21 protein-coding genes and 1 riboswitch are annotated in these 26,070 nt (G+C 61.6%); of the genes, 6 read left to right on the top strand and 15 right to left on the bottom strand.

Translation table 11 applies throughout. The annotated features are described in order from the left end of the window. Positions 1 to 92: 92 nt before the first annotated feature. Positions 93 to 1,109 carry a flagellar motor protein MotB gene (gene motB / locus DYL61_RS09470; RefSeq protein WP_135308124.1) on the bottom strand — a complete coding sequence of 339 codons (1,017 nt, stop codon included), beginning with the start codon at positions 1,107 to 1,109 and terminating at the stop codon, positions 93 to 95. Between the two features lie 3 nt (positions 1,110 to 1,112). Next, positions 1,113 to 1,964 carry a flagellar motor stator protein MotA gene (gene motA, locus DYL61_RS09465; protein WP_010213623.1) on the bottom strand — a complete coding sequence of 284 codons (852 nt, stop codon included), beginning with the start codon at positions 1,962 to 1,964 and terminating at the stop codon, positions 1,113 to 1,115. A gap of 167 nt (positions 1,965 to 2,131) precedes the next feature. Between motA and DYL61_RS09460 the strand changes: the two genes are divergently transcribed. The 3 genes from DYL61_RS09460 to asd are packed head-to-tail and all read left to right on the top strand — an operon-like array spanning position 2,132 to position 5,416. Further along, on the top strand, positions 2,132 to 3,667 hold the full coding sequence (locus DYL61_RS09460; protein WP_135308123.1) for an HDOD domain-containing protein: 1,536 nt from the start codon (positions 2,132 to 2,134) through the stop codon (positions 3,665 to 3,667). Between the two features lie 57 nt (positions 3,668 to 3,724). Continuing rightward, the gene (rhdA, locus tag DYL61_RS09455) at positions 3,725 to 4,540 is read left to right on the top strand and encodes a thiosulfate sulfurtransferase (RefSeq protein WP_135308122.1); all 816 of its coding nucleotides are present in this window, start codon (positions 3,725 to 3,727) and stop codon (positions 4,538 to 4,540) included. Positions 4,541 to 4,555: 15 nt separating this feature from the next. Continuing rightward, positions 4,556 to 5,416: an archaetidylserine decarboxylase gene (asd, locus tag DYL61_RS09450; protein WP_135308121.1), complete on the top strand. Its 861-nt coding sequence runs from the start codon at positions 4,556 to 4,558 to the stop codon at positions 5,414 to 5,416. Positions 5,417 to 5,559: 143 nt separating this feature from the next. Here asd and serB read toward each other — a convergent pair whose 3' ends face one another. Further along, positions 5,560 to 6,774 carry a phosphoserine phosphatase SerB gene (gene serB / locus DYL61_RS09445; RefSeq protein WP_135308120.1) on the bottom strand — a complete coding sequence of 405 codons (1,215 nt, stop codon included), beginning with the start codon at positions 6,772 to 6,774 and terminating at the stop codon, positions 5,560 to 5,562. Positions 6,775 to 6,907: 133 nt separating this feature from the next. Between serB and DYL61_RS09440 the strand changes: the two genes are divergently transcribed. Further along, positions 6,908 to 8,413, top strand: a complete 1,506-nt coding sequence (locus DYL61_RS09440) for an AhpA/YtjB family protein (protein WP_135308119.1) — start codon at positions 6,908 to 6,910, stop codon at positions 8,411 to 8,413. A 197-nt stretch (positions 8,414 to 8,610) separates the two neighbouring features. On the opposite strand, the gene DYL61_RS09435 is transcribed toward DYL61_RS09440, so the two are convergent. The 8 genes from DYL61_RS09435 to DYL61_RS09400 all read right to left on the bottom strand — a co-directional run bounded on the left by DYL61_RS09435 (position 8,611) and on the right by DYL61_RS09400 (position 17,541). After that, positions 8,611 to 9,318: a PqiC family protein gene (locus tag DYL61_RS09435; protein ID WP_167497949.1), complete on the bottom strand. Its 708-nt coding sequence runs from the start codon at positions 9,316 to 9,318 to the stop codon at positions 8,611 to 8,613. Between the two features lie 176 nt (positions 9,319 to 9,494). Beyond that, positions 9,495 to 11,759 (bottom strand): DNA topoisomerase IV subunit A, encoded by a 2,265-nt coding sequence (parC, locus tag DYL61_RS09430; RefSeq protein WP_135308117.1) that lies wholly within the window; start codon positions 11,757 to 11,759, stop codon positions 9,495 to 9,497. 70 nt (positions 11,760 to 11,829) lie between these two features. Further along, positions 11,830 to 12,825 (bottom strand): esterase-like activity of phytase family protein, encoded by a 996-nt coding sequence (locus DYL61_RS09425; protein WP_135308116.1) that lies wholly within the window; start codon positions 12,823 to 12,825, stop codon positions 11,830 to 11,832. Next, positions 12,825 to 14,732: a DNA topoisomerase IV subunit B gene (gene parE / locus DYL61_RS09420; RefSeq protein WP_135308115.1), complete on the bottom strand. Its 1,908-nt coding sequence runs from the start codon at positions 14,730 to 14,732 to the stop codon at positions 12,825 to 12,827. The genes DYL61_RS09425 and parE overlap by 1 nt, the downstream gene beginning before the upstream one ends. 44 nt (positions 14,733 to 14,776) lie before the next feature. Continuing rightward, positions 14,777 to 15,385 carry a YqiA/YcfP family alpha/beta fold hydrolase gene (locus tag DYL61_RS09415; protein WP_135308114.1) on the bottom strand — a complete coding sequence of 203 codons (609 nt, stop codon included), beginning with the start codon at positions 15,383 to 15,385 and terminating at the stop codon, positions 14,777 to 14,779. 185 nt (positions 15,386 to 15,570) lie between these two features. Next, the gene (gene cpdA / locus DYL61_RS09410; protein WP_135308113.1) at positions 15,571 to 16,386 is read right to left on the bottom strand and encodes a 3',5'-cyclic-AMP phosphodiesterase; all 816 of its coding nucleotides are present in this window, start codon (positions 16,384 to 16,386) and stop codon (positions 15,571 to 15,573) included. Between the two features lie 97 nt (positions 16,387 to 16,483). Continuing rightward, the gene (locus DYL61_RS09405) at positions 16,484 to 16,933 is read right to left on the bottom strand and encodes a DUF1249 domain-containing protein (protein WP_105522019.1); all 450 of its coding nucleotides are present in this window, start codon (positions 16,931 to 16,933) and stop codon (positions 16,484 to 16,486) included. Then, on the bottom strand, positions 16,924 to 17,541 hold the full coding sequence (locus tag DYL61_RS09400) for an NUDIX domain-containing protein (protein WP_135308112.1): 618 nt from the start codon (positions 17,539 to 17,541) through the stop codon (positions 16,924 to 16,926). The genes DYL61_RS09405 and DYL61_RS09400 overlap by 10 nt, the downstream gene beginning before the upstream one ends. Positions 17,542 to 17,733: 192 nt before the next feature. Here DYL61_RS09400 and DYL61_RS09395 point away from each other — a divergent pair, with 192 nt between their 5' ends. Next, the gene (locus tag DYL61_RS09395; protein WP_135308111.1) at positions 17,734 to 18,480 is read left to right on the top strand and encodes an RsiV family protein; all 747 of its coding nucleotides are present in this window, start codon (positions 17,734 to 17,736) and stop codon (positions 18,478 to 18,480) included. On the opposite strand, the gene cytX is transcribed toward DYL61_RS09395, so the two are convergent. Together cytX and thiC are read right to left on the bottom strand one after the other, a co-directional pair. Then, positions 18,449 to 19,738: a putative hydroxymethylpyrimidine transporter CytX gene (cytX, locus tag DYL61_RS09390; protein WP_135308110.1), complete on the bottom strand. Its 1,290-nt coding sequence runs from the start codon at positions 19,736 to 19,738 to the stop codon at positions 18,449 to 18,451. The genes DYL61_RS09395 and cytX overlap by 32 nt on opposite strands. Before the next feature lie 138 nt (positions 19,739 to 19,876). Beyond that, positions 19,877 to 21,766 (bottom strand): phosphomethylpyrimidine synthase ThiC, encoded by a 1,890-nt coding sequence (gene thiC, locus DYL61_RS09385; RefSeq protein WP_135308109.1) that lies wholly within the window; start codon positions 21,764 to 21,766, stop codon positions 19,877 to 19,879. 150 nt (positions 21,767 to 21,916) lie between these two features. Further along, positions 21,917 to 22,022: riboswitch (TPP riboswitch) on the bottom strand. 196 nt (positions 22,023 to 22,218) lie between these two features. On the opposite strand from thiC, the gene DYL61_RS09380 reads away from it, so the two are divergent. Continuing rightward, complete coding sequence (locus DYL61_RS09380) at positions 22,219 to 23,658, top strand: TolC family outer membrane protein (RefSeq protein ID WP_135308108.1); 1,440 nt, start codon at positions 22,219 to 22,221, stop codon at positions 23,656 to 23,658. Positions 23,659 to 23,779: 121 nt separating this feature from the next. Here the strand turns inward: DYL61_RS09380 and waaA are convergent, their stop codons facing one another. Both waaA and DYL61_RS09370 read right to left on the bottom strand, forming a co-directional pair. Further along, a complete protein-coding gene (gene waaA, locus DYL61_RS09375) occupies positions 23,780 to 25,057 on the bottom strand; it encodes a lipid IV(A) 3-deoxy-D-manno-octulosonic acid transferase (protein WP_135308107.1) in 1,278 nt (425 codons plus the stop codon). A 23-nt stretch (positions 25,058 to 25,080) separates the two neighbouring features. After that, positions 25,081 to 25,971, bottom strand: a complete 891-nt coding sequence (locus DYL61_RS09370; protein ID WP_135308106.1) for a LysR family transcriptional regulator — start codon at positions 25,969 to 25,971, stop codon at positions 25,081 to 25,083. Positions 25,972 to 26,070: the final 99 nt, after the last annotated feature.

Here is a 26,070-nt window from a genome sequence, read left to right as displayed (position 1 = left end):
TTCGCAGTCCAGCGGGAGCAAGCTCCCTCGCCACAGAAAGTTCACGCACATACACAAAAAAGCCGCGATCATCGCGGCCTTGTTGTATGAGCTTACGAGCCCGTCTTGGGCGCCGTAGGATCTTTCACCCCACCATCATCAAACAGGTTCAGCTTCTGCCGCAGTTCATGGGCCGGCAATGGCTCCTGCCCCGGCGGAATGGCGTTCGGATCAGCCGGCACTTCGCCTGGCGCACCCGCTCCTGGGGTCGGCTCCGGTTGCGGATGATCACCTTCAATCGCGCGTTGGGCCTTTTTGGTCAGTACCACGATATCAATGCGGCGGTTGACCGGGTTGAACGGGTCCTGTGGATCAAACAGCTGCGAGGACGCAAAACCCACCACCCGTGCCACTTGCGGGTCGGGATAGCTGCCCGCGACCAGTGCACGGCGTGCGGCGTTGGCGCGGTTGGCCGAGAGTTCCCAGTTGCCGAAGTCGCCTTGGCCCGCGTACGGCTTGGCGTCGGTGTGACCACTGATGCTGATCTTGTTCGGCACCGCCTTGATGGTGTCGGCCATGGCCAGCAGGATGTCTTCGAAGTACGGTTTCAAGCGGGCACTGCCGGAGTCGAACATCGGCCGGTTGGCGGCGTCGGTAATCTGGATGCGCAAGCCTTCAGGGGTGATTTCAAACGAAATCTGGTCCTTGAATTTCAGCAGTTGCGGGTTTTCCTCGACCTTGGTTTGCAGCTCTTGCAGCAGCAACTCAAGGCGCTCCTGCTCGACCTGTTCGGCCATGGCTTCGACGGTGTCACGCTCGATCGGGATATTTTCCTGCGGCGCTTCGGTCTTGATTTCCGGGTTGATGGTGCGTTCAGGCGCCAACTGCGGCGAGCCGCCCAGGTCGATCACGAAGGGCGTGCCGCTTTCCGAGAAGCCAATCGGGTCTTTGAAGTAACCGGCGATGGCGATCTTCTGTTCCGGCGTGGCGGTGGACATCAGCCACAGCACCAGGAAGAACGCCATCATCGCCGTCGCAAAGTCGGCGAAGGCGATTTTCCAGGCGCCACCGTGGTGCCCCGCAGCGAAGCGCTTGACGCGCTTGATGATTATCGGCTGGTTGTTTTCCATGGCTTAGCGACCGCGAACCGCTTGTTCCAGCTCGGCGAAGCTTGGGCGATGTTTCGGGTACAGCACCTTGCGCCCGAACTCCACCGCCAGCGATGGCGGCATGCCGGAAGCGGAGGCTACCAGGCTGGCCTTGATCGATTCGTACAGGTTGATTTCTTCCTTGGCGTCATGGGCCAGGGAGGTGGCCAGCGGGCCGAAGAAGCCGTAGGCTGCGAGAATACCGAAGAAGGTACCTACCAGTGCCGCACCCACGTGCATGCCGATGGCCGCCTGGTCGCCTTCACCCAGGGAAGCCATGGTTACCACGATACCGAGTACCGCCGCGACGATACCGAAACCAGGCATGCCGTCGGCGATGCCGGTCACGGCGTGGGACGGGTGCTCCAGCTCTTCCTTAAGGCTGAACAATTCCATGTCGAACAGGCCTTCCAGCTCATGGGGAGCCATGTTGCCGGAGGACATGATGCGCAGGTAGTCACAGATGTAGGCGGTCATGCGCTCATCTTTGAGCACGGCCGGGTACTTGGCGAAAATCGGGCTGGCGGCGGCGTCTTCGATATCGGCCTCGATGGCCATCATGCCTTCGCGGCGGCTCTTGTTGAGGATCTCGTAGACCAGCCCCAGCACCTCAAGATAGAAGGTGTGGGTGAAACGCGAACCGAACATGCCCAGCGATTTCTTGATCACGTGCATGGTCATGTAGCCGGGGTTCGCTTGCAGGAATGCACCCAGTGCCGCCCCCCCAATGATCATCACCTCGAAAGGCTGGATCAGCGCAGCAATTTTACCGTGGGACAGGACGTACCCACCGAGCACGCTTGCGAAGACGACGATGATGCCGATAATTTTAGCCATAGGAGATGAGTACTTGCGCCGTCGGGTTCATGGACATATTTGGAGGAACTGAAAAACTCTTGTTCTACTTATCGGCAAAACTGCGCCAGACTATAGCCCGTTAAGGCGAAAAGCCAGTTCGGCCCGCTCCGGGCGTGTTGACCATAAGTGATGATCGCGCCCCTACCATGGCTAATGAAACGACAGTCCCAACTGCAAAACCCAATTCTCTCGCCGCTTGGATCAAGCGCCTGGACGATGTGCGCCTGCCCGTCCCCCAGGCCAGCCACGACCGCGTAAGCAAGGCCATCCGCGATAACCGCAGTTCCCTGCGAGACATCGCCGAGCTGATGCAAAACAGCCCGGCGCTGGTGCTCAGCGTGATGCGTGAGGCCAACAGCCACACTCAAGGCAGTTTCGCGGAGCCTGCGGAAAACCTCGAAGTGGCGCTTAACCGCCTGGGTCTCAAGCGCGCCGAAGAGCTGCTGGCGCGCCTGCCTTCGGTGCCTGCCCATGAGATTCCAGTGGCGTTGCGCCAACTGTTGCTGGTAAGCCAGCACGCCTCGCAGCAGGCCAACGGCTTGTTCGGCAGCCGCCTCGCGCGACTGTGGCAAGACATTCACTGGGGCAGCCTGCTGTTTCTGTCGCCGCTGTGGCCAATGGCCGTGGCGTATCCCAAACTGCTGGAAGAATGGGAACTGCGGGTTATCCACAAGGGCCAGTCGGCACGCGAAGTCGAGCAGGAATTGTTTGGCGTGCGCCTGCTGGACCTGTGCGTCGGCCTGACCGAAACCTGGCACCTGCCGATCTGGGTTTCCCAAGGCTATACCCTGTTGTTGAACGAACAGCGCCTGCTGGTCAAGGCGTTGCACATCGCCCGTGAAGATGACCCGTTGCGCCATCAGCAATTGCTCGATGCCGAACCCAACCTGCGCCGCTGGCTGAATCAACCCGCCAATACCGTGCTGCTTGCCAATGGCTTGGCGATGTCGGCCCAGGAGTCCTGGACCTGCCCGCACACCGAGCGCTGGCAATACCTCACCGCACTGTACCTGCAACAACCCCTGGGGGAAGTGCAGCAACAGGTTCACCAGCAAGCCGTCACCAGCGCCCGCACCACGCTGATGCCCGACCTCTGGCACCCTGCGCTGTCGCTGATCTGGCCGTGGCACGTACAGAAGATTCATCACGGCCTGCTCCCGGCGCCACCGCCCACCGCCGAAGCGCTGGCCGTGTGGCGTAACCGCTGCACCGAGTTGCTGGCAGAGCCGAGTCGTTTTGCCAACTCCATGCACCTGACCACCTGCGCCAAGGAAGCCCTGGTGGCCAGCGGTATGCAGCGCGTCATGTTGCTGATGACCGACCGCGCCCAAAGCACGTTGCGCGTGCACCAGGCCGACGGCCTGCCCAAGGACGCCGCCAACCTGAGCCTGGATGTGGTCAACAGCACATTGCTGCAACGCCTGCTGGAAAAATCCGCCCAGGTGCGCCTCAACCCTGATAACCACGCCCAGTTCTCGGCCTTGCTGCCGCCGATCCTGCGGCGCTTGTTCAATGGCGAACACCTGCTGCTGCGCTCGCTGAGCTGCAACGGCAAGGTGGTGATGCTGATGGTAGCCGACCAAGGCGGCGGGCCATTCTCGGAAACCACCGTGCAGGCCTTCGGCAAAACCGCCCAATGCATCGAGAAAGCCCTGCACGGCTTTACCAACCGCAGCGCCTGATGCTTGCGCTACAATCGCGGTCCTTTATCACCAACCTTTGTGCCCAGGAGACCTCACATGCCTGACTTCTCTGGCTTGCCGCTGGTGATCGAATCCAGCGACCTGCAAGGTCGCCTCGATGCCGACCACCTGATCCTGGTGGACCTCACCAGTGCCGCCCGCTACGCCGAAGGGCATATCCCCGGCGCGCATTTCGTTGACCCCAAGCGCACCCAACTGGGCCAGCCGCCAGCACCTGGCCTGCTGCCGAACAAGGCCGACCTGGAAAAATTGTTTGGTGAACTGGGCCACACTCCCGACGCGACCTACGTGGTCTATGACGACGAAGGCGGCGGTTGGGCTGGCCGCTTCATCTGGATGCTCGACGTGATCGGCCACCAGAAATATCACTACCTCGACGGCGGCTTGCTGGCCTGGCTTGAGGAGAAACTCCCGCTTTCCACCGAAGTGCCTGCCCCGGTTGGCGGCCCGGTGAGCCTTACGCTGCACGACGGCCCAACCGCTACCCGCGAATACCTGCAAAGCCGCCTCGGCGCCGCCGACCTGGGGATCTGGGACGCACGCGGCCCGCTGGAATATTCCGGCGAGAAGGTGCTGGCCGCCAAAGGCGGGCACATCCCCGGCGCGGTGAACTTCGAATGGACCGCCGGCATGGACAAGGCGCGCAACCTGCGCATCCGCCGCGACATGCCGCAGATCCTCGAAGACCTCGGGCTGACCAAAGATAAAGAAATCATCACCCACTGCCAGACTCACCACCGCTCTGGCTTCACCTATCTGGTGGCCAAGGCGCTCGGTTATCCGCGAGTCAAAGGTTATGCCGGTTCCTGGGGCGAATGGGGCAACCACCCCGACACCCCCGTCGAGATTTAAGGTTTAAGGACAGTTATGAAAAAGCAGTTGTTTATCCTCAGCCAGTACTTGCTGCCGCACCACTTGCTGTCGCGCCTGGCCGGTTGCGTTGCCGAGTGCCGGGTGCGCTGGTTCAAGAATGCATTCACCGCCTGGTTCGCCAAGCGCTATCAGGTGGACATGTCCCAGGCGCTGGTCGAAGACCTGACGGCCTACGAGCATTTCAACGCGTTCTTCACCCGCGCCCTGAAAGACGGCGCGCGCCCACTGGATCAAACCCCAGGCGCCGTGCTGAGCCCGGCCGATGGTGCAGTGAGCCAGTTGGGTCCGATTGAGCATGGTCGCGTGTTCCAGGCCAAGGGCCACAGTTTCAGCGTACTGGAATTGCTGGGTGGCGACTCCGCTGTGGCTGCGCCGTTCATGGGCGGTGATTTCGCGACGATTTACCTGTCGCCGAAGGACTACCACCGCGTGCACATGCCACTGGCTGGCACCCTGCGCGAGATGATCTACATCCCGGGGCGCATCTTCTCGGTTAACCAGACCACCGCCGAAAACGTACCGGAGCTGTTCGCACGTAACGAGCGGGTTGCCTGCATCTTCGACACCGAGCGCGGCCCGATGGCCGTGGTATTGGTGGGCGCGATGATCGTGGCATCGGTTGAAACCGTGTGGGCTGGCCTGGTGACGCCGCCGAAGCGTGAGCTGAAAACCTTCCGCTATGACGAAGCTGCGCGTGCGCCGATCCATTTGGAAAAAGGTGCGGAGATGGGTCGCTTCAAGCTGGGTTCGACCGCGATTGTGCTGTTTGGGCCGGATCAGGTGAAGTGGGCTGAAGAATTGGCGGCGGGCACGCCAGTGCAGATGGGCCAGGGCATCGCACTGCCAAAAGCCTGATTAGAAACAAATGAAGATCAAATGTGGGAGGGGGCTTGCCCCCGATAGCGGTGAGTCAGCTCATACATGTGCTGACTGACACCCTGCTATCGGGGGCAAGCCCCCTCCCACATTTTTGACTGTATTTCTACCGCAAGATCGGGTTAGAGCTGCCCATCGCGATCGCGGAAGCCCAACAGATACAACACCCCATCCAACCCCAGCGTCGAAATCGCCTGCTTCGCCGACTGCTTCACCAGCGGCTTGGCGCGGAACGCCACACCCAGCCCGGCAATCGCCAGCATCGGCAAGTCATTCGCCCCATCACCGACCGCAATGGTCTGCTCCAGACGCAAGCCTTCCTTGTGGGCCAGCTCCTTGAGCAAATCCGCCTTGCGCTGTGCGTCGACAATCGGCTCTACCGCAACACCCGTCACCTTGCCATCCACCACTTCCAGTTCGTTGGCGAACACGTAGTCGATACCCAGTTTGGCCTGCAATTGCTTGGCGAAGTAGGTGAAACCGCCCGACAGGATCGCGGTCTTGTAGCCCAGGCGCTTGAGTTCGGCGAACAGGGTTTCGGCACCTTCGGTCAGGCGCAGAGAGGCACCGATGGAGTCCAGCACGCTGACGTCCAGGCCCTTGAGCAGCGCCAGGCGCTCCTTGAAGCTCGCGCGGAAGTCCAGTTCACCGGCCATGGCCCGCTCAGTGATTTCGGAAACTTGTTCACCGACACCAGCAGCCTTGGCCAACTCGTCGATGACTTCAGCTTCGATCAATGTGGAGTCCATGTCGAACACCGCCAGGCGACGGTTGCGGCGGAACAGCGAATCTTCCTGGAAGGCGATATCGACATTCAGCGCCTGGGCCACGCTGAGGAATTCGGCGCGCAGGGCTTGCGGGTCTGCCGGCTCGCCGCGCACGGAGAACTCGATGCAGCCCTTGCCCTTGTCGGCGGGTGTGTCCAAGGGCATACGACCCGACAGACGGTCGATATGGTCGATATTCAAGCCGTACTGCGCGGTAATCGAGCTGACGCGCTGCAATTGCTCGGCCGTGACCTTGCGGGTCAGCAGCGTCACGATGTGGCGTTTCTTGCCTTGGCCCGCCACCCAATGCTGGTAATCCTCTTCGGACACCGGGGTGAAACGCACCTGTTGATCCAGCTTGTATGCCGTAAACAGGATGTCCTTGAGGACCGAGGACGCCTGTTCAGTGCTCGGGATCTCCACCAGAATGCCGAACGACAGGGTGTCGTGGATCACCGCCTGGCCGATGTCGAGAATGTTCACACCACCCTGGGCCAGAACACCGGTAATCGCCGCAGTCAGACCCGGACGGTCTTCGCCAGTGATGTTAATCAGGACAATTTCGCGCAAGGCGCACCCCCAGGCTGGAAAAAAACCGCATTCTACCCACTTTCAGTGACCATCGGGCACAGCCAGCGCTTTGCCGGTCCTAGGGCTGTCGCTATACTGCGCGTCAACTTCACGGACCGAGAGCCGAGCGCAAGTGAACCGGCCCACGCCAGTAAAAACCGATAACTTCTTCCTGCTGATCTTCCGGGCACTGCGCCACCGCCGTGTACCGATCGCATTACGCATCGCCAGCCATAACGTGATCCTGGTCGCCCTGGCCCTGGTGATCTATGCCTGCGTGATGGGCTTGCAGTTCAAGCAGGCCATGCACGAACAAGCCGACGCCCTGGGCGAGAGCCTGACCACGCAAACCGCCACCTCGGCGACCGAGCTGTTGGTGTCCAACGACATCCTCAGCCTCAACGTGCTGCTCAATAACCTGACCAAGAACCCGCTGGTGGCCCACGCCGCCATCTACAGCGTGGACAACCGCATCATGGCCGAAGCCGGGCAACGCCCGAAGAACGGCCTGCTGGGTGAAGCGGAAGGCTTGTACCAGAGCAACATCACGTTCCAGGACGTGAAGGCCGGCCAACTGCGCATCAGCCTGGATATGCAACAGTTCCAGCAGCCGATGACCATCAGCCTGCAAAGCATGGGCATTCTCAGCGCGATCCTGCTGGCGCTGGCCCTCGCCTTGAGCCTGCGCCTGGGCCGACATATCTCCACGCCGTTGATGCAATTGCGCATCTGGCTGCGAGACATCGACGAGCACACCCCGGCCACCGACCGCCAGGATGAAATCGGCGACCTTGCCCGCCAGCTGCACGCCAGCTTCGCCCCGGAACCAGTGGTGCGGGAACCGGAGCCGGAGCCTGAATTCGACGACGAGCCCGAGTTTGACGTGGACGAACCCGACTTCGCCGCGGACGCCCCGATTGCCGGCCTCAAGCCTGCGACCCGCAAAGCGATCCAGGCCGATGAAGACGAAGTGGACGATGAAGACCCTTTCGCCGACCTGCGCGATACCTCACCGGACAGTCCGACTGTCGCGCCAAAACCGGCACCGGTGAAGAGTACCGAACCCCAGTTCAGTGCGGTACTCGCCGTGCAGCTGGGCTCCCAGGACCAACTGCGTCGTCTGCCCCGCGCTCGCCTGACGGAGTTGCTGGAACGCTATCGCGACTGCCTCGACCAGGCGGCGTCGCTCTACCAGAGCGAACTGCACACCCTGAACGACGGCAGCACGCTGATGTTGTTCCACAGCGAAGACAGTGGCGAAGACTACCTGACCAACGCCATCTGCTGCGGCGAACTGCTGCGTGCCCTGGGCCATGCCCTGCAGATTGAAGTGGCCGACAGCGGCATCACCCTGCAACTGCAACTGGGCCTGACGGTGACCGATGATCTGTTCGGCATGAGCCAGATAGACCTGCTACTGACGGAAAGCGCCCAGGACGCCCTGGCCTTGTCGCAACACAGCCGCAACCTGCTACTGGTGGAGCGCAAGATCAGCGAAGACACACTGATCCGCCAACGCGCCCGTATCCGCCCGATTGCCAGCCCTGAGGGCGCGAGCTGTGTAGAGCGGTTGATGGAGCCGTATCCGTCGATGCTGGAGCGGCAGTTGGCGCGGATGCATGAGAGTCGCAAGCCCTAAATCAATAGGGTGAGGATCAAATGTGGGAGGGGGCTTGCCCCCGATTGCAGGGTGTCAGTCTCAACATCTGTCACTGACCCACCGCTATCGGGGGCAAGCCCCCTCCCACATTTGGATCTCTACAAAGTTGACACACATCGCAGATACAAAAAAAGGCCCGCTGAGTCAGCGGGCCTTTTTGTATCTGCGATTAGGGCTTAGAAGCGGAACACTTCCATATCCGTACGGATCGGCGTAGCCATGGGCATCTTCGGCTTCTGCGGTTCAGCCGGCTTGGCCTGGACCGAAGGCTGCTTGCGAGGCGCCTCGGCAATCGGCGGCTGGTTGGCCAGTGGCTTGAGAGCCACCGACAACTGCTGCGCCAAGTGCTGCAACAACACGCCTTGGGCCTGAACCTGGGAGGCGGTGGTGCCGGTGTGTTCTTCCTGCAAGTGCACGATGCGGTTATCGCGCACCTGGCCACGGCGGTCGATCAGGCGCCACTGCGCATCCAGGATAGCCGGCTGAGAAGCGCCGGAATCCAAGCGGGTGATAGTCAGCAACACTTGAACATCAGGGGTGAAACCGCCAGGGCCCGGCGCCAATACCACACGCTGGCTGTCCAGATGACCCGCCACTTGGCGTAGCACCAGCTGGTTGATGTCGGAGGACAAACTACCCGCCCAACGACCATCGGTGGAACCTTGCAGGCTGCCGTCGTTCTGACGTTGCAGCAGGGTTTCGCGTTGCAGGTAGTCAGCGACGACTACCGGGCCAAGCAAGACGGCCATGCCAGCGGCTTGTTCTGGCTGGGCTGGACTTCCGCTGTCCAGCTGGTACAGCGACACCGGCTGGTGTGTGCTGCAACCTGCCAGCCCGAGAAGGCCAGCAAGTACAAAAATTAAAGGAAGGCGTGGAGCAGTCATCATCCCATCCAGGTGGCTGCCACAAGGCGAACCACAATGTAATACTAAAAATACCTTAAATACGCTCGGCCACGCCGGCGCTGGAAAGGCCATATCATCCGTGAATATGCGCCATGACTCCAGCGCCAAAGCGCCGATCTACGCGTTAAATCGTAGATCGGGGCCTCTAATACGCCTTAAACGGGCGTTTCCACCAACAAAGCATCCACTCGCTGGAAGCCACGTGGCAGTTTGTTACCACGCCGACCGCGCTCGCCCTTGTAGTGTTCAAGGTCGTCAGGGCGCAGCGACAGCGTACGCTTACCGGCCTGCAATACCAGCGTGGCGCCTTCCGGGATCACCGCGATGTCGGTCACGTACTCTTCGCGACTGGCCACCCGCTCCCCTGGAATCCCGATAATCTTGTTGCCCTTGCCTTTGCCCAGTTGCGGCAGGTCGCTGATCTTGAACACCAGCAAACGGCCCTCAGTGGTCACCGACGCCAGCCAGTTGCTCTCGCGGTCGTCCACCGGGCGCGGCAGGATCACCTTGGCGTTGTTCGGCAGACTCAACAGCGCCTTGCCCGCCTTGTTCTTGGCTTGCAGGTCTTCACCTTTCACCACGAAGCCATAACCCGCGTCGGACGCGATCACGTACAGCGCATCATCGTCCGGCAGCAGCACGCACTCGAAATTCGCCCCCGGTGGCGGCGTGAGTCGCCCGGTCAGCGGCTCGCCCTGCCCTCGTGCGGATGGCAAGGTGTGCGCCGGCACCGAATAGCTGCGCCCGGTGGAGTCGATAAACACCGCGAACTGGTTGGAACGGCCAGCCGCAGCGGTCTTGAAGCCATCGCCCGCCTTGTAGGACAGGCCGGTGGCGTCAATATCATGCCCTTTGGCGGAGCGAACCCAACCCTTTTCCGACAGAACGACAGTAATTTTCTCGTTTGGCAGCAACTCGGTTTCTGTCAGGGCTTTCGCTTCGGCACGCTGGACGATTGGCGAACGACGGTCATCGCCATAGGTTTCGGCATCCTTGATCAGCTCGCTACGTACCAGCTTCTTGAGCTTGGCTTCGCTACCCAGCAGGGCTTGCAGCTTGGCTTGTTCCTTGAGCAGCGCGTCCTGTTCGTCGCGCAGCTTCATTTCTTCCAGGCGCGCCAACTGGCGCAAGCGGGTGTCGAGGATGTAGTCAGCCTGGATCTCACTCAGCTCGAAACGTGCGATCAGCTCGGCTTTCGGGTGCTCGGCGGTACGGATGATGTGGATCACTTCATCCAGGTTGAGGTAGGCGATCAACAAGCCGTCCAACAGGTGCAGGCGGCGCTCGACCTTATCCAGACGGAATTGCAGGCGGCGACGCACGGTCTGCACGCGGAATTCCAGCCACTCCACCAGCAAGTTGCGCAGGTTTTTCAGCTGCGGTTTGCCGTCCAGGCCAATGATGTTGACGTTGACGCGGTAGCTCGACTCCAGGTCGGTGCTGGCAAACAGATGCTGCATCAGCACTTCGTGGTCGACCCGGCTGTTGGTCGGGATGATCACGATGCGGCACGGGTTTTCGTGGTCGGACTCGTCACGCAGGTCGGCGACTTGCGGCAATTTCGACGGTTTGGCCTGCATCAGTGCGGCGATCTGCTCCAGCACCTTGGCGCCAGACACTTGGTGCGGCAGCGCGGTGACGATGATGTCGCCATCTTCGACGTAGTACACGGCACGCATGCGCACCGAGCCCTTGCCGGTTTCGTACATCTTCAACAGGTCGGCGCGCGGGGTGATGATTTCCGCCTCGGTCGGATAGTCCGGGCCCTGGATATGCTCGCAGAGCTGCTCCACCGTGGCTTTCGGTTCATCCAGCAAGCGTACGCAGGCGGTGGCGACTTCCCGCAGGTTGTGCGGCGGCACATCGGTGGCCATGCCCACGGCGATACCCGTGGTGCCATTGAGCAGGATATTCGGCAAACGTGCCGGCAATACCAGTGGCTCGTCGAGGGTGCCGTCGAAGTTCGGCCCCCAATCGGCAGTGCCCTGCCCCAGTTCGCTCAGCAATACTTCCGAGTAGCGCGACAGGCGCGCCTCGGTGTATCGCATAGCGGCGAAGGACTTTGGATCATCCGGCGCACCCCAGTTGCCCTGGCCGTCCACCAGCGTGTAGCGGTAGCTGAACGGCTGGGCCATCAGCACCATGGCTTCGTAGCAGGCGGAGTCGCCGTGGGGGTGGAACTTACCGAGCACGTCACCGACGGTACGCGCCGACTTCTTGTGCTTGGAATCAGCGTCCAGGCCCAACTCACTCATGGCATAGATGATGCGCCGTTGTACGGGCTTCAGGCCATCGCCGATATGCGGCAAGGCACGGTCCATGATCACGTACATGGAGTAGTTGAGGTAGGCATTTTCGGTGAAGTCAGCCAGCGACCGGCGTTCTACGCCATCTAAGCTGTCTGCGAGGATGTCACTCATGCGGGCCTCATCATTGGGTAAGGCGCAGCGGAAATGCCGCGACGCCGGGTCAATTCAAAAAAATCACGCTTCATGGCTGGGCGTTCCAGCCACCGGCCGGGGCGGCGAAACGATAGACCACCGGGCGTTTTTCACCATCGGCGCGAGGGCCGAAATTATTATCGATGCCCAACCAGGCCCCCTCTGCGTCCACCACCAGGGCTTCGGCCAGGCCATACGGCTGGGCGTAACGCCGCTCGGGCGTCAGGGTCTCGTCGGCAAACGACCAGCACAGCTCAACCTTGGCCGTGACCGTATCGCGCCGGCAAATCTGGAACGCATTGCGCTCCAGGGTAAACAGCTTGCCGTTGAACAGCGCCAGATCGGCGAAGTCCTTCGAAACGGCTTTGGCATTGGTAAATTGGGCCGGCTGCACTTCCTGGCCGGCTTCGCTCAACAACACACACGGACCGTCGCAATCCCACAGGCTTTGCCCACGCTTGATCGAGATCAGTCCGCGCCGCTCACGCTCTGCCGCCAGCCATATGTGATTGCCTTCGGGGTTGATCGCCAGCCCTTCAAACAAGGCATTGAAATGCAGCAACATGCCACTGGCTCGCGCTTCACGCACCATGCCAGGGGCGATTCTCAACCACTCGGGCGCACCGTTCACCGGCACTTGCAGCACCGCCGCATGGGCTTCGCTGACAATGTAGCGGTTGCCGGCGGCATCGCAGGTGATGCCTTCAAAATCCAGGTCGCCACCGCGAATGAACGAGGCGGCTTTGGTGCGCGAACGCAAACCCCACGGCAACCCGGACTCCGGCACCGGCGGCACATCAATGTTTACCGCTTCGGCCTGCCAGGTCGGCGCGCTGATATCCAGGCGGTAGATCTGGTCGTCGTCGCGGTCGGAAACCGTCCACAGCGCCTTGCCACACAAGGCCAGGCCCGACAGATTGCCGCCGCGCATGCCGTCCACCGGGTGTTCGGAGACCAGTTTCAGCTCAGCCACGGGCGCGGCAACCACCTGGGTGGCCGCCAACCCGCTCAACATCAGGATCGCCAGGGCGAAACCTGTGCGCATCAGCCCAGAACCTCGGCCAGGTTGCCTTTGGATTCCAGCCAGGACTTGCGGTCACCGGCGCGCTTCTTCGCCAGCAGCATGTCCATCATTTCCGAGGTTTCGGCAAAGTCTTCGCCTAAGGTCAACTGCACCAGACGCCGAGTGTTCGGGTCCATGGTGGTTTCGCGCAGTTGCGGCGGGTTCATTTCACCCAGGCCTTTGAATCGCGTGACCTGTGGCTTGCCGCGCTTCTTCTCGGCCACCAGGCGGTCAAGGATGCCATCGCGCTCGGCTTCGTCGAGGGCGTAGTAAATCTCCTTGCCCAGGTCGATACGGTACAACGGCGGCATGGCGACGTAGACGTGACCGGCATCCACCAACGGGCGGAAGTGCTGGACGAACAACGCGCACAGCAGCGTGGCGATGTGCAAGCCGTCGGAGTCGGCGTCGGCGAGGATGCAGATCTTGCCGTAGCGCAGTTGGCTCATGTCTTCGGCACCCGGATCGACACCGATGGCCACGGCGATGTTGTGCACTTCCTGGCTGGCCAGAACTTCGCTGCCGTCGACTTCCCAGGTGTTGAGGATCTTGCCGCGCAACGGCAGGATCGCCTGGAATTCCTTGTCCCGCGCTTGTTTGGCGGAACCACCGGCGGAGTCACCTTCCACCAGGAACAGTTCGGAACGCATCGGGTCTTGCCCGGCGCAGTCCGCCAACTTGCCGGGCAGTGCCGGGCCTTGGGTGATGCGCTTGCGCTCGACCTTCTTGCTGGCCTTCAAGCGACGGCCGGCGTTGTTGATCGCCAGTTCGGCCAGGGCCAGGCCCAGTTCCGGGTGTTCGTTGAGCCACAGGCTGAACGCGTCCTTGACCACACCGGAAACAAACGCTGCCGCCTCGCGGGACGACAAACGTTCTTTAGTCTGGCCGGAGAATTGTGGCTCCTGCATCTTCATCGACAGCACGAACGCAATGCGCTCCCACACGTCTTCCGGCGCCAGCTTCACACCGCGTGGCAACAGGCTGCGGTATTCGCAGAATTCGCGCATGGCGTCCAGCAGGCCCTGGCGCAAACCGTTGACGTGGGTGCCGCCCTGGGCGGTGGGGATCAGGTTGACGTAGCTTTCCTGCACGCTGTCGCCGCCCTCGGGCAACCACAGCAGCGCCCAGTCGACGGCTTCTTTGTTACCCGCCAGGCTGCCGCAGAACGGCTCGTTGGGCAGGCGTTCGAAGTCGCTGACGGAGTCTTCCAGGTAGGAACGCAGGCCGTCTTCGTAGTGCCACTCGACCTTCTCACCGGTGCCTTTGTCTTCAAAGGTCACCAACAGGCCCGGGCACAATACGGCCTTGGCCTTGAGCACGTGCTTGAGGCGGCTGATGGAAAATTTCGGTGAATCGAAGTATTTCGGGTCCGGCGCGAAGTACACGCTGGTGCCGGTATTGCGCTTGCCAACGGTGCCGATCACTTCCAGGTCGGTGGCTTTGTAGCCATCGGCGAAGGTCATCTGGTACTCGTTGCCGTCGCGCTTGACCTTCACCCGCACCAATGTGGACAAGGCGTTGACCACCGAAATACCCACACCGTGCAAGCCACCGGAGAACTGGTAGTTCTTGTTGGAGAACTTACCGCCGGCGTGCAGCTTGGTGAGGATCAGCTCGACGCCCGGCACACCCTCTTCCGGGTGGATGTCCACCGGCATGCCACGACCGTCGTCGGAGACTTCCAGGGAGTGGTCAGCGTGGAGAATGACATGCACCGCCTTGGCGTGACCGGCCAGGGCTTCGTCGACGCTGTTGTCGATGACTTCCTGGGCAAGGTGGTTCGGCCGGCTGGTGTCGGTGTACATGCCGGGGCGTTTGCGCACCGGGTCGAGGCCCGAGAGGACTTCGATGGCGTCGGCGTTATAAGAGCTAGCGCTGGGAGTGGCCATGGGGTCTCGTCGTGAGTCGTTCGATTAAAAAGTGACCTGGGACTTTACAGTGCTGCAAAGTCAAAGGATTGATACTGATCTGCGCCAATGCCGGCAAAGCTGAGCAGTGCCGGCAATTGCTGGGCGAACCCCTGGTAACCATGGTCGCCGCCGGCCTGGATGCGCAAGGCACAGGCCCGGTAATACTGCTGGGCGAGGCGATAGTCCAGTGTTTCATCGCCGGTCTGCAACCACACCTGATAACGGGCGGCGTCCAGAGGGGCCGGTACTTCCAGCTCAGCCAGGGCTGTAACGTGGTCGTGGGTCAGCTCCCAGGTTTCATCGGTGTAGAGGTTCTTCTGAGTGCCCAGGTAACCGTCGAACATCCGATGGGGGCTGACCGCCGGGTTCACCAGCAGCGCCTTGAGGCCATGGCGCTCAGCAAGATGGGTTGCATAGTAGCCGCCGAGCGAGCTGCCGACCAGCAGTGGCCGACCCAGTTCGGCAATGGCCGCTTCCAACTGCGGAATTGCCTGACGCGGGTGGTGATGCAGGGCCGGCACACGCAGTTGATCGGCCAGGCCAAGGGCGCCCATCACGTTGATCAACTGGCTGGCCTTGTTGGACGCCGGCGCGCTGTTGAAACCGTGGATATACAGGATCGAAGCGGACATGCCGGGCTCTCCGTGACGTGGGCCAAAGAGGCGGAGTTTACAGGGATCAGGGCAGTGTGTGATGACCTCAATCCACAGGACACCATAGAACCAGTGTGGGAGGGGGCTTGCCCCCGATGGCGGTGGATCAGCCAGCACATGTATTGACTGACACTCTGCTATCGGGGGCAAGCCCCCTCCCACATTTAATAACCGTTGCTGCCGTAGTCCACGGTAAATTCAAAGCCCTGGACCCGCTCCACGCCGGTTTCCAACCGCCCGTCGGCGTGCAAGCGCAGCCACCGATACCCCGGCGCCTGCTCGCTGACGCTGAAGTCCTCGCTGCCCGGCGCAAACTGGATGCAGGTCGACGGCGACGCCAGCAACCGCACGCCATTGCGCTCGCGGTCGATTTCCTGGTGCACATGGCCCCACAGCACGGCCCGGACCTGGGGGAACCGATCCAGCACGGCAAACAGCGCCTCGGGATTGCGCAGCCCAATGGGCTCCATCCATGCACAGCCGATGGACACCGGATGATGGTGGAAACACACCAGATGATGACGGCTCGGCGCTTCGCTGAGGGCTTGGGCGAGTAATTGCAGTTGCTGGTCTTGCAGGTAGCCCGGCACTGACCCCGGCACGGCGGAGTCCAGCAAGGTCACGCGCCAGTTGCCGATATCGACCACCGGCTCCAGAAAATCGCTGCGCACGGCAGCGTGGGCCATGATCTGTGGTTCGTCGTGATTACCGGGGATCCAGCGCGCCGGGGCGTCAATCTGCCGGGTCATGTCGCGAAATAGCTGGTAGGACTCAAGCGTGCCGTCCTGGGACAAATCGCCCGTGGCCAGCATCAAGTCGACGCGAGGCTGCTGCACGCGCACCAACTCGATCACCCGTTGCAGGCTTTCACGGGTGTTCATGCCCAGCAACGTGCCGTCGGCCTCGGCAAACAGGTGGCTATCGGACAGTTGCACCAGCAACGCCGGAGCGTCGGGGTTCAAGGTGGATACGCTCGACAAGGCGCTCTCCCAAGGCAATCACAGGAATGGACGGTTGGCGTGATTATGCTGGGCAGGACACAAAGAGGAAACCTGGGGAAGCAGACACAGTTCACATCTACCGAACGACTTCGAACTCATGGCCCAGGGCCAGGCAGTGGCTCAACCATTCACCGAGGAACACATTGAGCTGTGCTTTCTCATCGGGCTGGTGCATGAACACGTTCGGGTAAGGATAGATGCTGCGAAAGCGTCGCGCATGTTCGGCGCTGATCACTTCGGCCATACGCGCGTCGTGGTACACCTGCACTTCCAGTTGCGGCACCGGCAGCCACGGCAGGCTGTGTTCCTGGCGCACGCGCAGGGTGGTGGTGTAGGGGCAGTTGACGATGACTTCCAGGGTCAGTACGCCGAGCATCTGGTCGCCGTGGGTCACGCCGATCCGCCGCGCTTCGGGGGCGTGGCGCATGTCGGGCAACAGGCGCATCAACCGCGCATAGTTGGCCTCGCAGGCCGCTTGCAGCCCGATCAGGTCGACTCGATAACGTTCCCGTGCCTTTACTGCCATAACCCCCTCACTTCCGCGCGATTAAGCGCAAGCCATTGCAGGGCGATGATGCTGGCTGCATTGGAAATTTTGCCATCGCGCACCGCCTGCAGGGCATCTTCAAAGGCCCAGGTGGTGACGCGGATATCTTCTGCCTCTTCTTCCAATCCATGGACGCCCCCTGCCCCGGTGCTGTCGCAACGGCCAAGGTACAGGTGAACAAACTCGGTGCTACCGCCGGGCGACGGGAAATACTTGGTGATCGGCCACAACGCGGAGAACGTCAGCCCAGCTTCCTCTTCGGCTTCGCGGTGCGCAACCTCCTCCGGCTCTTCATCCTTGTCGATCAGGCCGGCGACCATTTCCACCAGCCAGGGGTTGTCGATACGGCCCATGGCGCCCACGCGGAACTGCTCGATCAGCACCACTTCATCGCGTTGCGGGTCGTAGGGCAACACGCACACGGCGTCATGACGAACAAAGACTTCACGGTTGATCACCCGGCTCATGCCGCCATCGAATTTCTCGTGGCGCAGTTGCACGCGATCCAGCTTGTAGAAGCCCTTGTAGGCATTGTCGCGCTGAACAATTTCGATCTTGCCCGGCGTCGATTTTGCTAAGTCCGTCATATCCCTTCCTCGTTGTGCCTGCGCATTGGGCGCCATCCTAACGCGCTCCTGCCCGTTGGTGCAGCCCCTTTCCGGTTGCCGGGATAGACGGCGGGCGTCAAACTCGCTCAAATGAGTTTAGTGGCGAACTGACTGCTTTGTTGGCAGTCGAAGCTGCACAATTTCGCTCTTATCGTTAGACGAAGGACATCCATGTCGCTTTTAAAAATCGCCTCCATGGCCTGTGTTGCCTTGACCCTGGGCGCCTGCCAGAGCCTGTTCCAACCCAGCTACCTCAAGCCGCTGGATTCCCAGCCGGATGCGTCGGAGCAAATCAAGCCCGGCTGCGACAGCCCGGACTGCCCGCTGGTAAACATCGATACCGTGCACTTCCCCACCGAGCCGCAACTGGACGCGGTGGTGGAGCAGCGCCTGCTGCAAATGACCCGCACCACACCGGGCGCCAGCGTGCCGGCCACCTTGAATGCCTACCGGGACAAGTTCCTGCGTGAATCGGCCAACCGCAACAGCATGTACTTGCAGGCCAAGGTACGTGAACAGCATGACGGACTGGTGATTGTGGAAGTGTCCAGCTACCTGGACACGGGGACCGCACACGGCGAGCCGGGCCGGGGGTTCATCAACTATTCACGCATCCTGCACAAAGAGCTGAGCCTGACCGACATGTTGCTGCCAGGCCAGGAACAAGCGTTCTGGAATACCGCGAAGGTCGCCCACAACACCTGGCTGATCAACTCGCAGATGGACCGCGACCCCGAGTTCGTGAAGGCCTGGCCGTTCCAGAAAACCCCAAACGTGGCCCTGACCAGCAACGGCGTGGTGCTCAAGTACAACGTGACGACCATTGCACCGTACGCATTGGGGCTGATCGAAATGACCATCCCCTATGCGCGCTTGACCGGTGTGATCAAGCCTGAACTGGTGCCCGCGCGCCAGTGAAAACCCGCCCAAGGATGAACTGCAACAGCCCTGCCAGCGCCAACGCCGGCAGGGTTGCGCCGACATCCGGCGCCAGATTGGCCAGCAGGTGGTAGGTGGCGATACCGCCCAGCCAGGCCAACAGCGCCGGCCAACGCAGGTTCGCGACCAGGCCCTGGCCACGACGGCGCAGGATAAAGTGATCCACCAGCACCACGCCAAACAACGGCGCAAACACCGAGCCGATCAGCAGCAGGAAGTTCTGGTACTGGGCCAACGGCGCAAAGCAGGCAATCAGGGTGCAGACCACACCGATGGCCAAGGCCAGGTGCTCGACCTTCAAGCGCAACAGCATGCCGCTGGACACCGCCGCCGAGTGGATATCGGCAAAGGCGTTTTCCGATTCGTCCAGCAGGATCAGCAACAGCGGAATGCCCAGGCCCGCACCGGCCAAGGCCAGCAGCAGCGCATTCACTTCACCGCTTGGCGCAAATGCCAGGGTGTAGGCCACGCCTAGGCTCATCAGCCAGAAATTACCGATAAAGAAACCCAGCGCCGTGCCGCCGAACACGCTTTGGGCGCGCTTGCCAAAGCGTGAGTAGTCGGCGATCAGCGGCAGCCAGGACAACGGCATGGCGATGGCGATATCAAACCCCACCGCAAACGGCATCGAGCCGTCACCGGCCTGAGCCCAGAGCGCGGCGAGGTCGGCTTTGGCGAACAGGTTCCAGGTCAGCCACAGGCAGGCGGCGAGCAGCAGCCAGATGCCCCATTTGCGCAGGATCTGCCGCACAAACGTCAGCGGGCCGCTCACGGCCAGCAGTGTGGCCAAACCGCCGAAAAACACGGTCCACAACAAAGGACTCGCCAACAGGCTACCGTGGCTGAACGCCCGCGCGCCCAACAGACTGGCGGCGTCGCGCATCACGATGATTTCAAACGAGCCCCAGCCGATCAGTTGCAGCAGGTTTAACAGCGCCGGCAGGCTCGCACCCTTGGCGCCGAGGCTGAGCTTGAGCGCGGCCATGGCCGACAGACCGGTGTCGCTGCCGATCACGCCCACAGCGGCCAGTAGCAGTACGCCGACCAGGGTGCCGAGGAAGATGGCCAGCAACGAGCCGGACAAGCCCAGGCCCGGCGCGAGCAAGGCGCCGGTCTGCAGGACCATCAGGCCGATGCCGAGGGAGAACCACAGGGAGAACAGGTCGCGGGTGCCGAAGACTCTTTTGTCACTCGGCACCGCTGTATCAGGGGAGTAGGTACTCGGTTGAATGCTCAAGGGGGTTATCTCTGAGGAACATGTGTTGTTTGGGAGATTGCAATCGGGGGCAAGCCCCCTCCCACATTTGAATTGCGAACACTTTCAAGTGTGGGAGGGGGCTTGCCCCCGATGAGGCCAGTACAGGCACCCCCTGAGTCAGACCTTCTTGTACAGCTGGCTACCTTCCTGCTTGAACCGCTCAGCCTGCTCCGCCAAGCCCTTGGCCACATCCACATCCACCGCCTCGATGCGCTGGTTGGCCGCGTACTCACGCACTTCCTGGGTGATCTTCATCGAGCAGAATTTCGGCCCGCACATCGAACAAAAATGCGCGACCTTGGCCGAGTCTTTCGGCAAGGTTTCATCGTGGTACGAACGCGCGGTGTCCGGGTCCAGGCCTAGGTTGAACTGGTCTTCCCAGCGGAACTCGAAACGCGCCTTGCTCAAGGCGTTATCGCGAATCTGCGCGCCGGGATGCCCCTTGGCCAAATCCGCCGCATGCGCCGCGATCTTGTAGGTGATGATCCCGGTCTTCACGTCATCCTTGTTCGGCAAGCCCAGGTGTTCCTTGGGCGTGACGTAGCAGAGCATGGCGCAGCCAAACCAGCCGATCATCGCCGCACCGATACCGGAGGTGATGTGGTCGTAGCCCGGCGCAATGTCTGTAGTCAGCGGGCCGAGGGTGTAGAACGGTGCTTCGTCGCAGCACTCCAACTGCTTGTCCATGTTCTCCTTGATCAGCTGCATCGGCACATGGCCGGGGCCTTCGATCATGGTTTGTACGTCGTGTTTCCACGCGGTCTTGGTCAACTCGCCAAGGGTTTCCAGCTCGCCGAATTGCGCTGCGTCGTTGGCGTCGGCAATCGAGCCTGGGCGCAGGCCGTCGCCGAGGGAGAAGCTGACATCGTAGGCCTTCATGATTTCGCAGATTTCGTCGAAATGCGTGTAGGTGAAGTTCTCTTTGTGGTGCGCCAGGCACCACTTGGCCATGATCGAGCCGCCACGGGACACGATCCCGGTCACGCGCTTGGCGGTCAGCGGCACGTAGCGCAGCAGCACGCCGGCGTGGATGGTGAAGTAGTCGACGCCCTGCTCGGCCTGTTCGATCAGGGTGTCGCGGAACAGCTCCCAGGTCAGGTCTTCGGCGGCGCCACCGACTTTTTCCAGGGCCTGGTAGATCGGCACCGTACCAATCGGCACCGGCGAGTTGCGGATGATCCACTCGCGGGTTTCGTGGATGTGCTTGCCGGTGGACAGGTCCATCACGGTGTCCGAGCCCCAGCGAATGCCCCAGGTCAGTTTCGCCACTTCTTCTTCGATGGACGAACCCAGCGCACTGTTGCCGATATTGCCGTTGATCTTCACCAGGAAGTTACGGCCGATGATCATCGGTTCCAGTTCGGTGTGGTTGATGTTGGCCGGGATGATCGCACGGCCACGGGCGATTTCTTCGCGCACGAATTCCGGCGTGATGATCTTCGGCACGCTGGCGCCGAAGCTGTGGCCGGCGTGTTGCTGGTCCAGCAGGCCGGTGGCGCGGGCTTCTTCGAGCTTCATGTTTTCGCGGATGGCGACGTATTCCATCTCGGCGGTGATGATGCCCTTGCGTGCGTAGTGCATCTGCGTGACGTTGGCGCCGGCCTTGGCACGGCGCGGGTTCTTCACGTGGGCGAAGCGCAGCGCGGTCAGCTCGGCATCGCTCAAGCGTTGTTGACCGAAGTGCGAGCTGAGACCCGGCAGGCGCTCGGTGTCGTTGCGCACTTCGATCCACGGCGAGCGCACGTCGGCCAGGCCTTTGCGCACGTCGATGATCACATTGGGGTCGGTGTACGGGCCGGAGGTGTCGTACACGGTGACCGGCGCGTTGATTTCACCGCCAAAATCGGTGGGGGTCACGTCCAGGCTGATTTCACGCATCGGCACGCGAATGTCCGGGCGAGTGCCTTGCACGTAGACTTTTTGCGAGCGGGTAAACGGCTGCACGGAGCCGGAATCAACTTTGGCCGATTCACTCAGGTGCACGGTATTTTTTGGTTTTGTACTCATCACGGGCTCTCCAACTTATCCAGGCGGTGGATTTTTGTCGGAGCGAACCTGTGACGGATGGACGCACTGAAACCAGTGCTGTGCTTGGCGCACGAGAGCTGTTCAATAAACGAACAACAACCCGGACGAAGCACAAGAGGACTCGCCGGGTGGACGAGAAATCTTGTTCCCTACGCAGGCGCTAACCTGATCAGGTTCAACGGGATCCGGTATTTACCGATCTCAGCCTTCCAACAAGGCACCCCGACAAGAACGCGGCCAGTCTAGACCATGCCGTGGGCAAATTGCCAATGGCGGTGCATTCAGCGTGATGAATGGCGTGATTGCGGGATTGTTGTGCCGTGATCGCGCCACTACACTCGGGGACTGCCTCAAGGCTTGACGCCAGGATTGGCCAGCCGTAGCCTTGGGCGCTAAATTACAGCCGTAATATTCACACTAGGGATCGCCTCATGCTGCGCAAACTTTCACTGGCTCTCGCCGTGTCTTGTGCGACCAACGGACTGGTCTGGGCAGCAGAAGCGCCCTTGTCCGCCAATACTGATTTGGTCAGCGTCTACCAGGAGGCGGTGAACAACAACGCCGACCTGGCGGCCGCCCGCGCCCAATACGGCGCACAAAAAGAAGTGGTGCCCCAGGCTCGCGCCGGGTTGCTGCCCAACCTGTCGGGCGGCGCCGATATCAACAATGTGCGTACCCAGATCGACACGCCGGCCGCTACCGCCAACCGCGATGCCCATTCCTGGCGCGCCACCTTGAGCCAGCCACTGTTCCGCGCCGATCGCTGGTTCCAACTGCAAGCCGCCGAAGCCACCAACGAACAGGCGGCGCTGCAACTGTCGGCCACCGAACAGAACCTGATCCTGCAAAGCGCGGAAAATTACTTCGCCGTGCTGCGCGCCCAGGACAACCTGGCCTCCACCAAGGCCGAAGAGAATGCGTTCAAGCGCCAGCTGGACCAGTCCAATGAACGCTTCGACGTGGGCCTGTCGGACAAGACCGACGTCCTGCAATCCCAGGCCAGCTACGACACCGCCCGCGCCAATCGCATCGTCGCGCAACGCCAGGTGGACGACGCCTTCGAAGCGCTGATCACCCTGACCAACCGTCAGTACAACTCGATCCAGGGCGTCGTCCATACCCTGCCGGTGCTACCGCCGCTGCCCAACGACGCCAAATCCTGGGTCGAAACCGCCGGCCGCCAGAACCTCAACTTGCTGGCCAGCAATTACGCGGTCACCGCCGCCGAAGAAACCCTCAAGCAACGCAAGGCCGGCCACGCGCCGACCCTCGACGCCGTGGCGCAGTATGAAAAAGGTGACAACGACGCCCTCGGTTTCAGCAACCCGAATGCCTTTGGCACGCCATATCGCGGTGATGTGGAGCAACGCACCATCGGCCTGCGCTTGAATATCCCGATCTACAGCGGCGGCCTGACCAGCTCGCAGGTGCGTGAATCCTACTCGCGCCTGGGCCAGACCGAGCAGCAGCGCGAAGGCCTGCGCCGCCAAGTGGTGGAGAACACGCGCAACCTGCACCGTGCGGTGAACACCGATGTGGAACAGGTGCAAGCGCGCCGCCAGTCGATCATCTCCAACCAGAGCGCCGTGGAAGCCACGGAAATCGGTTACCAGGTGGGCACGCGCAATATCGTCGACGTGCTGGATTCACAGCGCCAGCTGTACGCGTCGGTGCGCAACTACAACAACAGCCGCTATGACTACATCCTGGACAACCTGCGCTTGAAGCAGGCAGCGGGGACGCTGAACCCGGGGGACTTGCAGGATCTGGCGCGGTATCTGAAGGCGGACTACAACCCGGATAGGGATTTCTTGCCGCCGGATTTGGCCAAGGCTGCTGCTGAGCAACTCAAGGCCCGCCCTGGATATTGAAACCACCGCAAAACCAATGTGGGAGGGGGCTTGCCCCCGATAGCAGAATGTCAGGCACTGCATAGGCTGGCTGATCCACCGCTATCGGGGGCAAGCCCCCTCCCACATTTGACTTGTGTTGTCAGTGGGCCAGGAGTCTGTCCAAGCCATCCAGCAAGCGCTTCAATGCGCCCTGATTAGCCTGCATCACCCCAAGCCCCGCCTGCCCCATCCTGCGTGCATCCTGCGGCAATTCGAACAATTGGCGCACGGCCTCCGCCAACCCCTCGGCATCATCCACCTCACGCAACGCCCCGGCATCACGCATCATCGCGGTGATTTCGAGGAAGTTGAACACGTGGGGACCCATGATCACCGGCAAGGCCAATGCTGCCGGTTCCAGCGGGTTATGCCCCCCGGTCGGCACCAGGCTGCCGCCGACAAAAGCGCTGTCGGCCAAGGCATAGAGAAACAGCAATTCGCCCATGGTATCGCCAAGCAATACCGAGGTTTGCGCGGTCACCGGGTCACCCGTGGAACGGCGTACGGTGGCAAAACCTTCGCGCTCACTCAGCTCGAACATCGGGCCGAAACGCTCCTGATGACGCGGCACCAAAATCAGCAAGGCGTTGGGATAGTTCTCGAGCAAACGGCGATGAGCGGCCAATACCACTTCATCTTCGCCCTCATGGGTACTGGCCGCGATCCACACCGGGCGCTGGCTGGCGCCCCACTGCTCGCGCAACGCAGCAGCACGCACGGACAATTGAGGGTCGATGGTCAGGTCGAACTTGATCGAGCCGGTCACGTCCACGGCTTGCGGGCGCGCGCCCAGGCTGAGGAAGCGCTGGGCTTCGGTGTGCGTCTGCACGGCCAACAAGTTCATCTCGGCCAGCATCGGCGCGGTGAGCTTGGCGAAACGCCCGTAGCCCTTGGCCGAACGTGCCGACAATCGCCCATTGGCCAAGGCCACGGGAATCCCACGCTGGGCGCAGGCGTGGATATGGTTGGGCCACAGCTCGGTCTCCATGATCACCGCCAGTTTCGGCTGCACACGATCAAGAAAGCGCTTGGCGGCGCACGGCAAGTCATACGGCAAGTAGCAGTGCTGAATGCGCGGTTCATTGGCGAACAACGCCTGGATGCGCTCGGACCCGGTAGGCGTCATGCAGGTGACGGTGATCGGCAGCTGTGGATAACGCTCCAGCAATGCCCGCACCATCGGCGCGGCGGCGATGCTTTCGCCCACCGACACGGCGTGTACCCAGATCCCGCCCGGCTGCAATACCGGCAAGCCGTAGGAGAACCGCTCGCCGACGCGCTGGGCGTAGGCCGGGGCCTTGCGCGCCCGCAGCCATAGACGTAAAGCCACCAACGGCAGCGCCAGGTAAAACAGACAGCTGTAGAGAGTTCTATTCATGGCGGCGGAGTTTATCGGCTTTTTCAGTCAATCGCCCGCAGGCACTCAGCAAAACGTTCCGCCAGAAAGCGCGCGGCCGGGCCGAGGGGCTCGTCACGGCGCCAGACCAGCTCCACCACCAGCGCCGGCGGGGTCCATTCGCTGTCCAATTCGACCATCTGGCCCTGGTAGGTGGGATATTGCACCACATGCCGGGGCAACCAGGCCCAGCCCAGGCCACGGGTCAGCCATTCGGCCAGCACGTAGAAACTGTCGGCCCGCCACACTTGGGGGCTGGCGGCCTCGCTGCCGGGGTAGACGCTGGTCTGGGTCGACATCAGCAATTGCCGATACTGCGCCAAGCCCTGGCAGTCGACGCTTTTTTGCCGAGCCAGCGGATGATTGCGTCCACACACCGTGACCATTTCCACACTGCCGACCACCCGGCGTTCCAGGGCTTCGGGGATCTGATCGTGATAGAACAACATGCCCAGGTCAGCCCGGCGCTCCACCAGCTTGCGTGCGACATCGCCCTGGGCAGCGCTGGAAATCTGCACCTCCAGGTTGGGAAACTGCCCGGCCAAGGCATCGAGGCTATCGAGTACCGGCTGATAGAGCATGGCCTCATCCTGGGCCAATCGTAGGCAGGCCTCTTCGCCGCGCATCAATGACATCGCCCGGCCGTTGAGGCGTTCGCATTGGCGCAACACTTCTCTGGCTTCCTCCAGCAACACCGCGCCGGCTTCGGTCAGGCGCGGTTGGCGACCGCTGCTACGCTCGAACAGGCTGACACCCAGATCAGCTTCCAGCAGGGCAATGCCACTGCTGACCGCCGACTGCGCCTTGCGCTGCTCACGCGCCACCGCCGAAAACGAGCATTGCTCGGCGACGCTGACAAACAGGCGCATCTGTTCCAGGTTCCATTGCACGCTCATGGCTCAACCCATCTTCAAATCAGATAGGTAATGACTTTACCCCATCTGGTGAAGCTCTAAAATGCCGACCTTATCAAACGCGCTCCGCACCGAGGATGA

The organism is Pseudomonas nabeulensis (assembly GCF_004682045.1).
Taxonomy (GTDB): domain Bacteria; phylum Pseudomonadota; class Gammaproteobacteria; order Pseudomonadales; family Pseudomonadaceae; genus Aquipseudomonas; species Aquipseudomonas nabeulensis.
This window is presented reverse-complemented; position numbering and strand designations above follow the sequence as displayed.

Bases quoted from the DNA above. Each gene is read 5' to 3' on its own strand.
- DYL61_RS09415 (WP_135308114.1), bottom strand. From the start codon at position 15,385: ATGTCCGCTTCGATCCTGTATATCCACGGTTTCAACAGCGCGCCGGCG.
- DYL61_RS09425 (WP_135308116.1), bottom strand. From the start codon at position 12,825: ATGCGCACAGGTTTCGCCCTGGCGATCCTGATGTTGAGCGGGTTGGCG.
- parE (WP_135308115.1), bottom strand. From the start codon at position 14,732: ATGGCCACTCCCAGCGCTAGCTCTTATAACGCCGACGCCATCGAAGTC.
- DYL61_RS09460 (WP_135308123.1), top strand. From the start codon at position 2,132: ATGGCTAATGAAACGACAGTCCCAACTGCAAAACCCAATTCTCTCGCC.
- waaA (WP_135308107.1), bottom strand. From the start codon at position 25,057: ATGAATAGAACTCTCTACAGCTGTCTGTTTTACCTGGCGCTGCCGTTG.
- rhdA (WP_135308122.1), top strand. From the start codon at position 3,725: ATGCCTGACTTCTCTGGCTTGCCGCTGGTGATCGAATCCAGCGACCTG.
- DYL61_RS09400 (WP_135308112.1), bottom strand. From the start codon at position 17,541: ATGACGGACTTAGCAAAATCGACGCCGGGCAAGATCGAAATTGTTCAG.
- DYL61_RS09395 (WP_135308111.1), top strand. From the start codon at position 17,734: ATGTCGCTTTTAAAAATCGCCTCCATGGCCTGTGTTGCCTTGACCCTG.
- motA (WP_010213623.1), bottom strand. From the start codon at position 1,964: ATGGCTAAAATTATCGGCATCATCGTCGTCTTCGCAAGCGTGCTCGGT.
- asd (WP_135308121.1), top strand. From the start codon at position 4,556: ATGAAAAAGCAGTTGTTTATCCTCAGCCAGTACTTGCTGCCGCACCAC.
- DYL61_RS09405 (WP_105522019.1), bottom strand. From the start codon at position 16,933: ATGGCAGTAAAGGCACGGGAACGTTATCGAGTCGACCTGATCGGGCTG.
- motB (WP_135308124.1), bottom strand. From the start codon at position 1,109: ATGGAAAACAACCAGCCGATAATCATCAAGCGCGTCAAGCGCTTCGCT.
- DYL61_RS09435 (WP_167497949.1), bottom strand. From the start codon at position 9,318: ATGACTGCTCCACGCCTTCCTTTAATTTTTGTACTTGCTGGCCTTCTC.
- thiC (WP_135308109.1), bottom strand. From the start codon at position 21,766: ATGAGTACAAAACCAAAAAATACCGTGCACCTGAGTGAATCGGCCAAA.
- parC (WP_135308117.1), bottom strand. From the start codon at position 11,759: ATGAGTGACATCCTCGCAGACAGCTTAGATGGCGTAGAACGCCGGTCG.
- DYL61_RS09370 (WP_135308106.1), bottom strand. From the start codon at position 25,971: ATGAGCGTGCAATGGAACCTGGAACAGATGCGCCTGTTTGTCAGCGTC.
- DYL61_RS09380 (WP_135308108.1), top strand. From the start codon at position 22,219: ATGCTGCGCAAACTTTCACTGGCTCTCGCCGTGTCTTGTGCGACCAAC.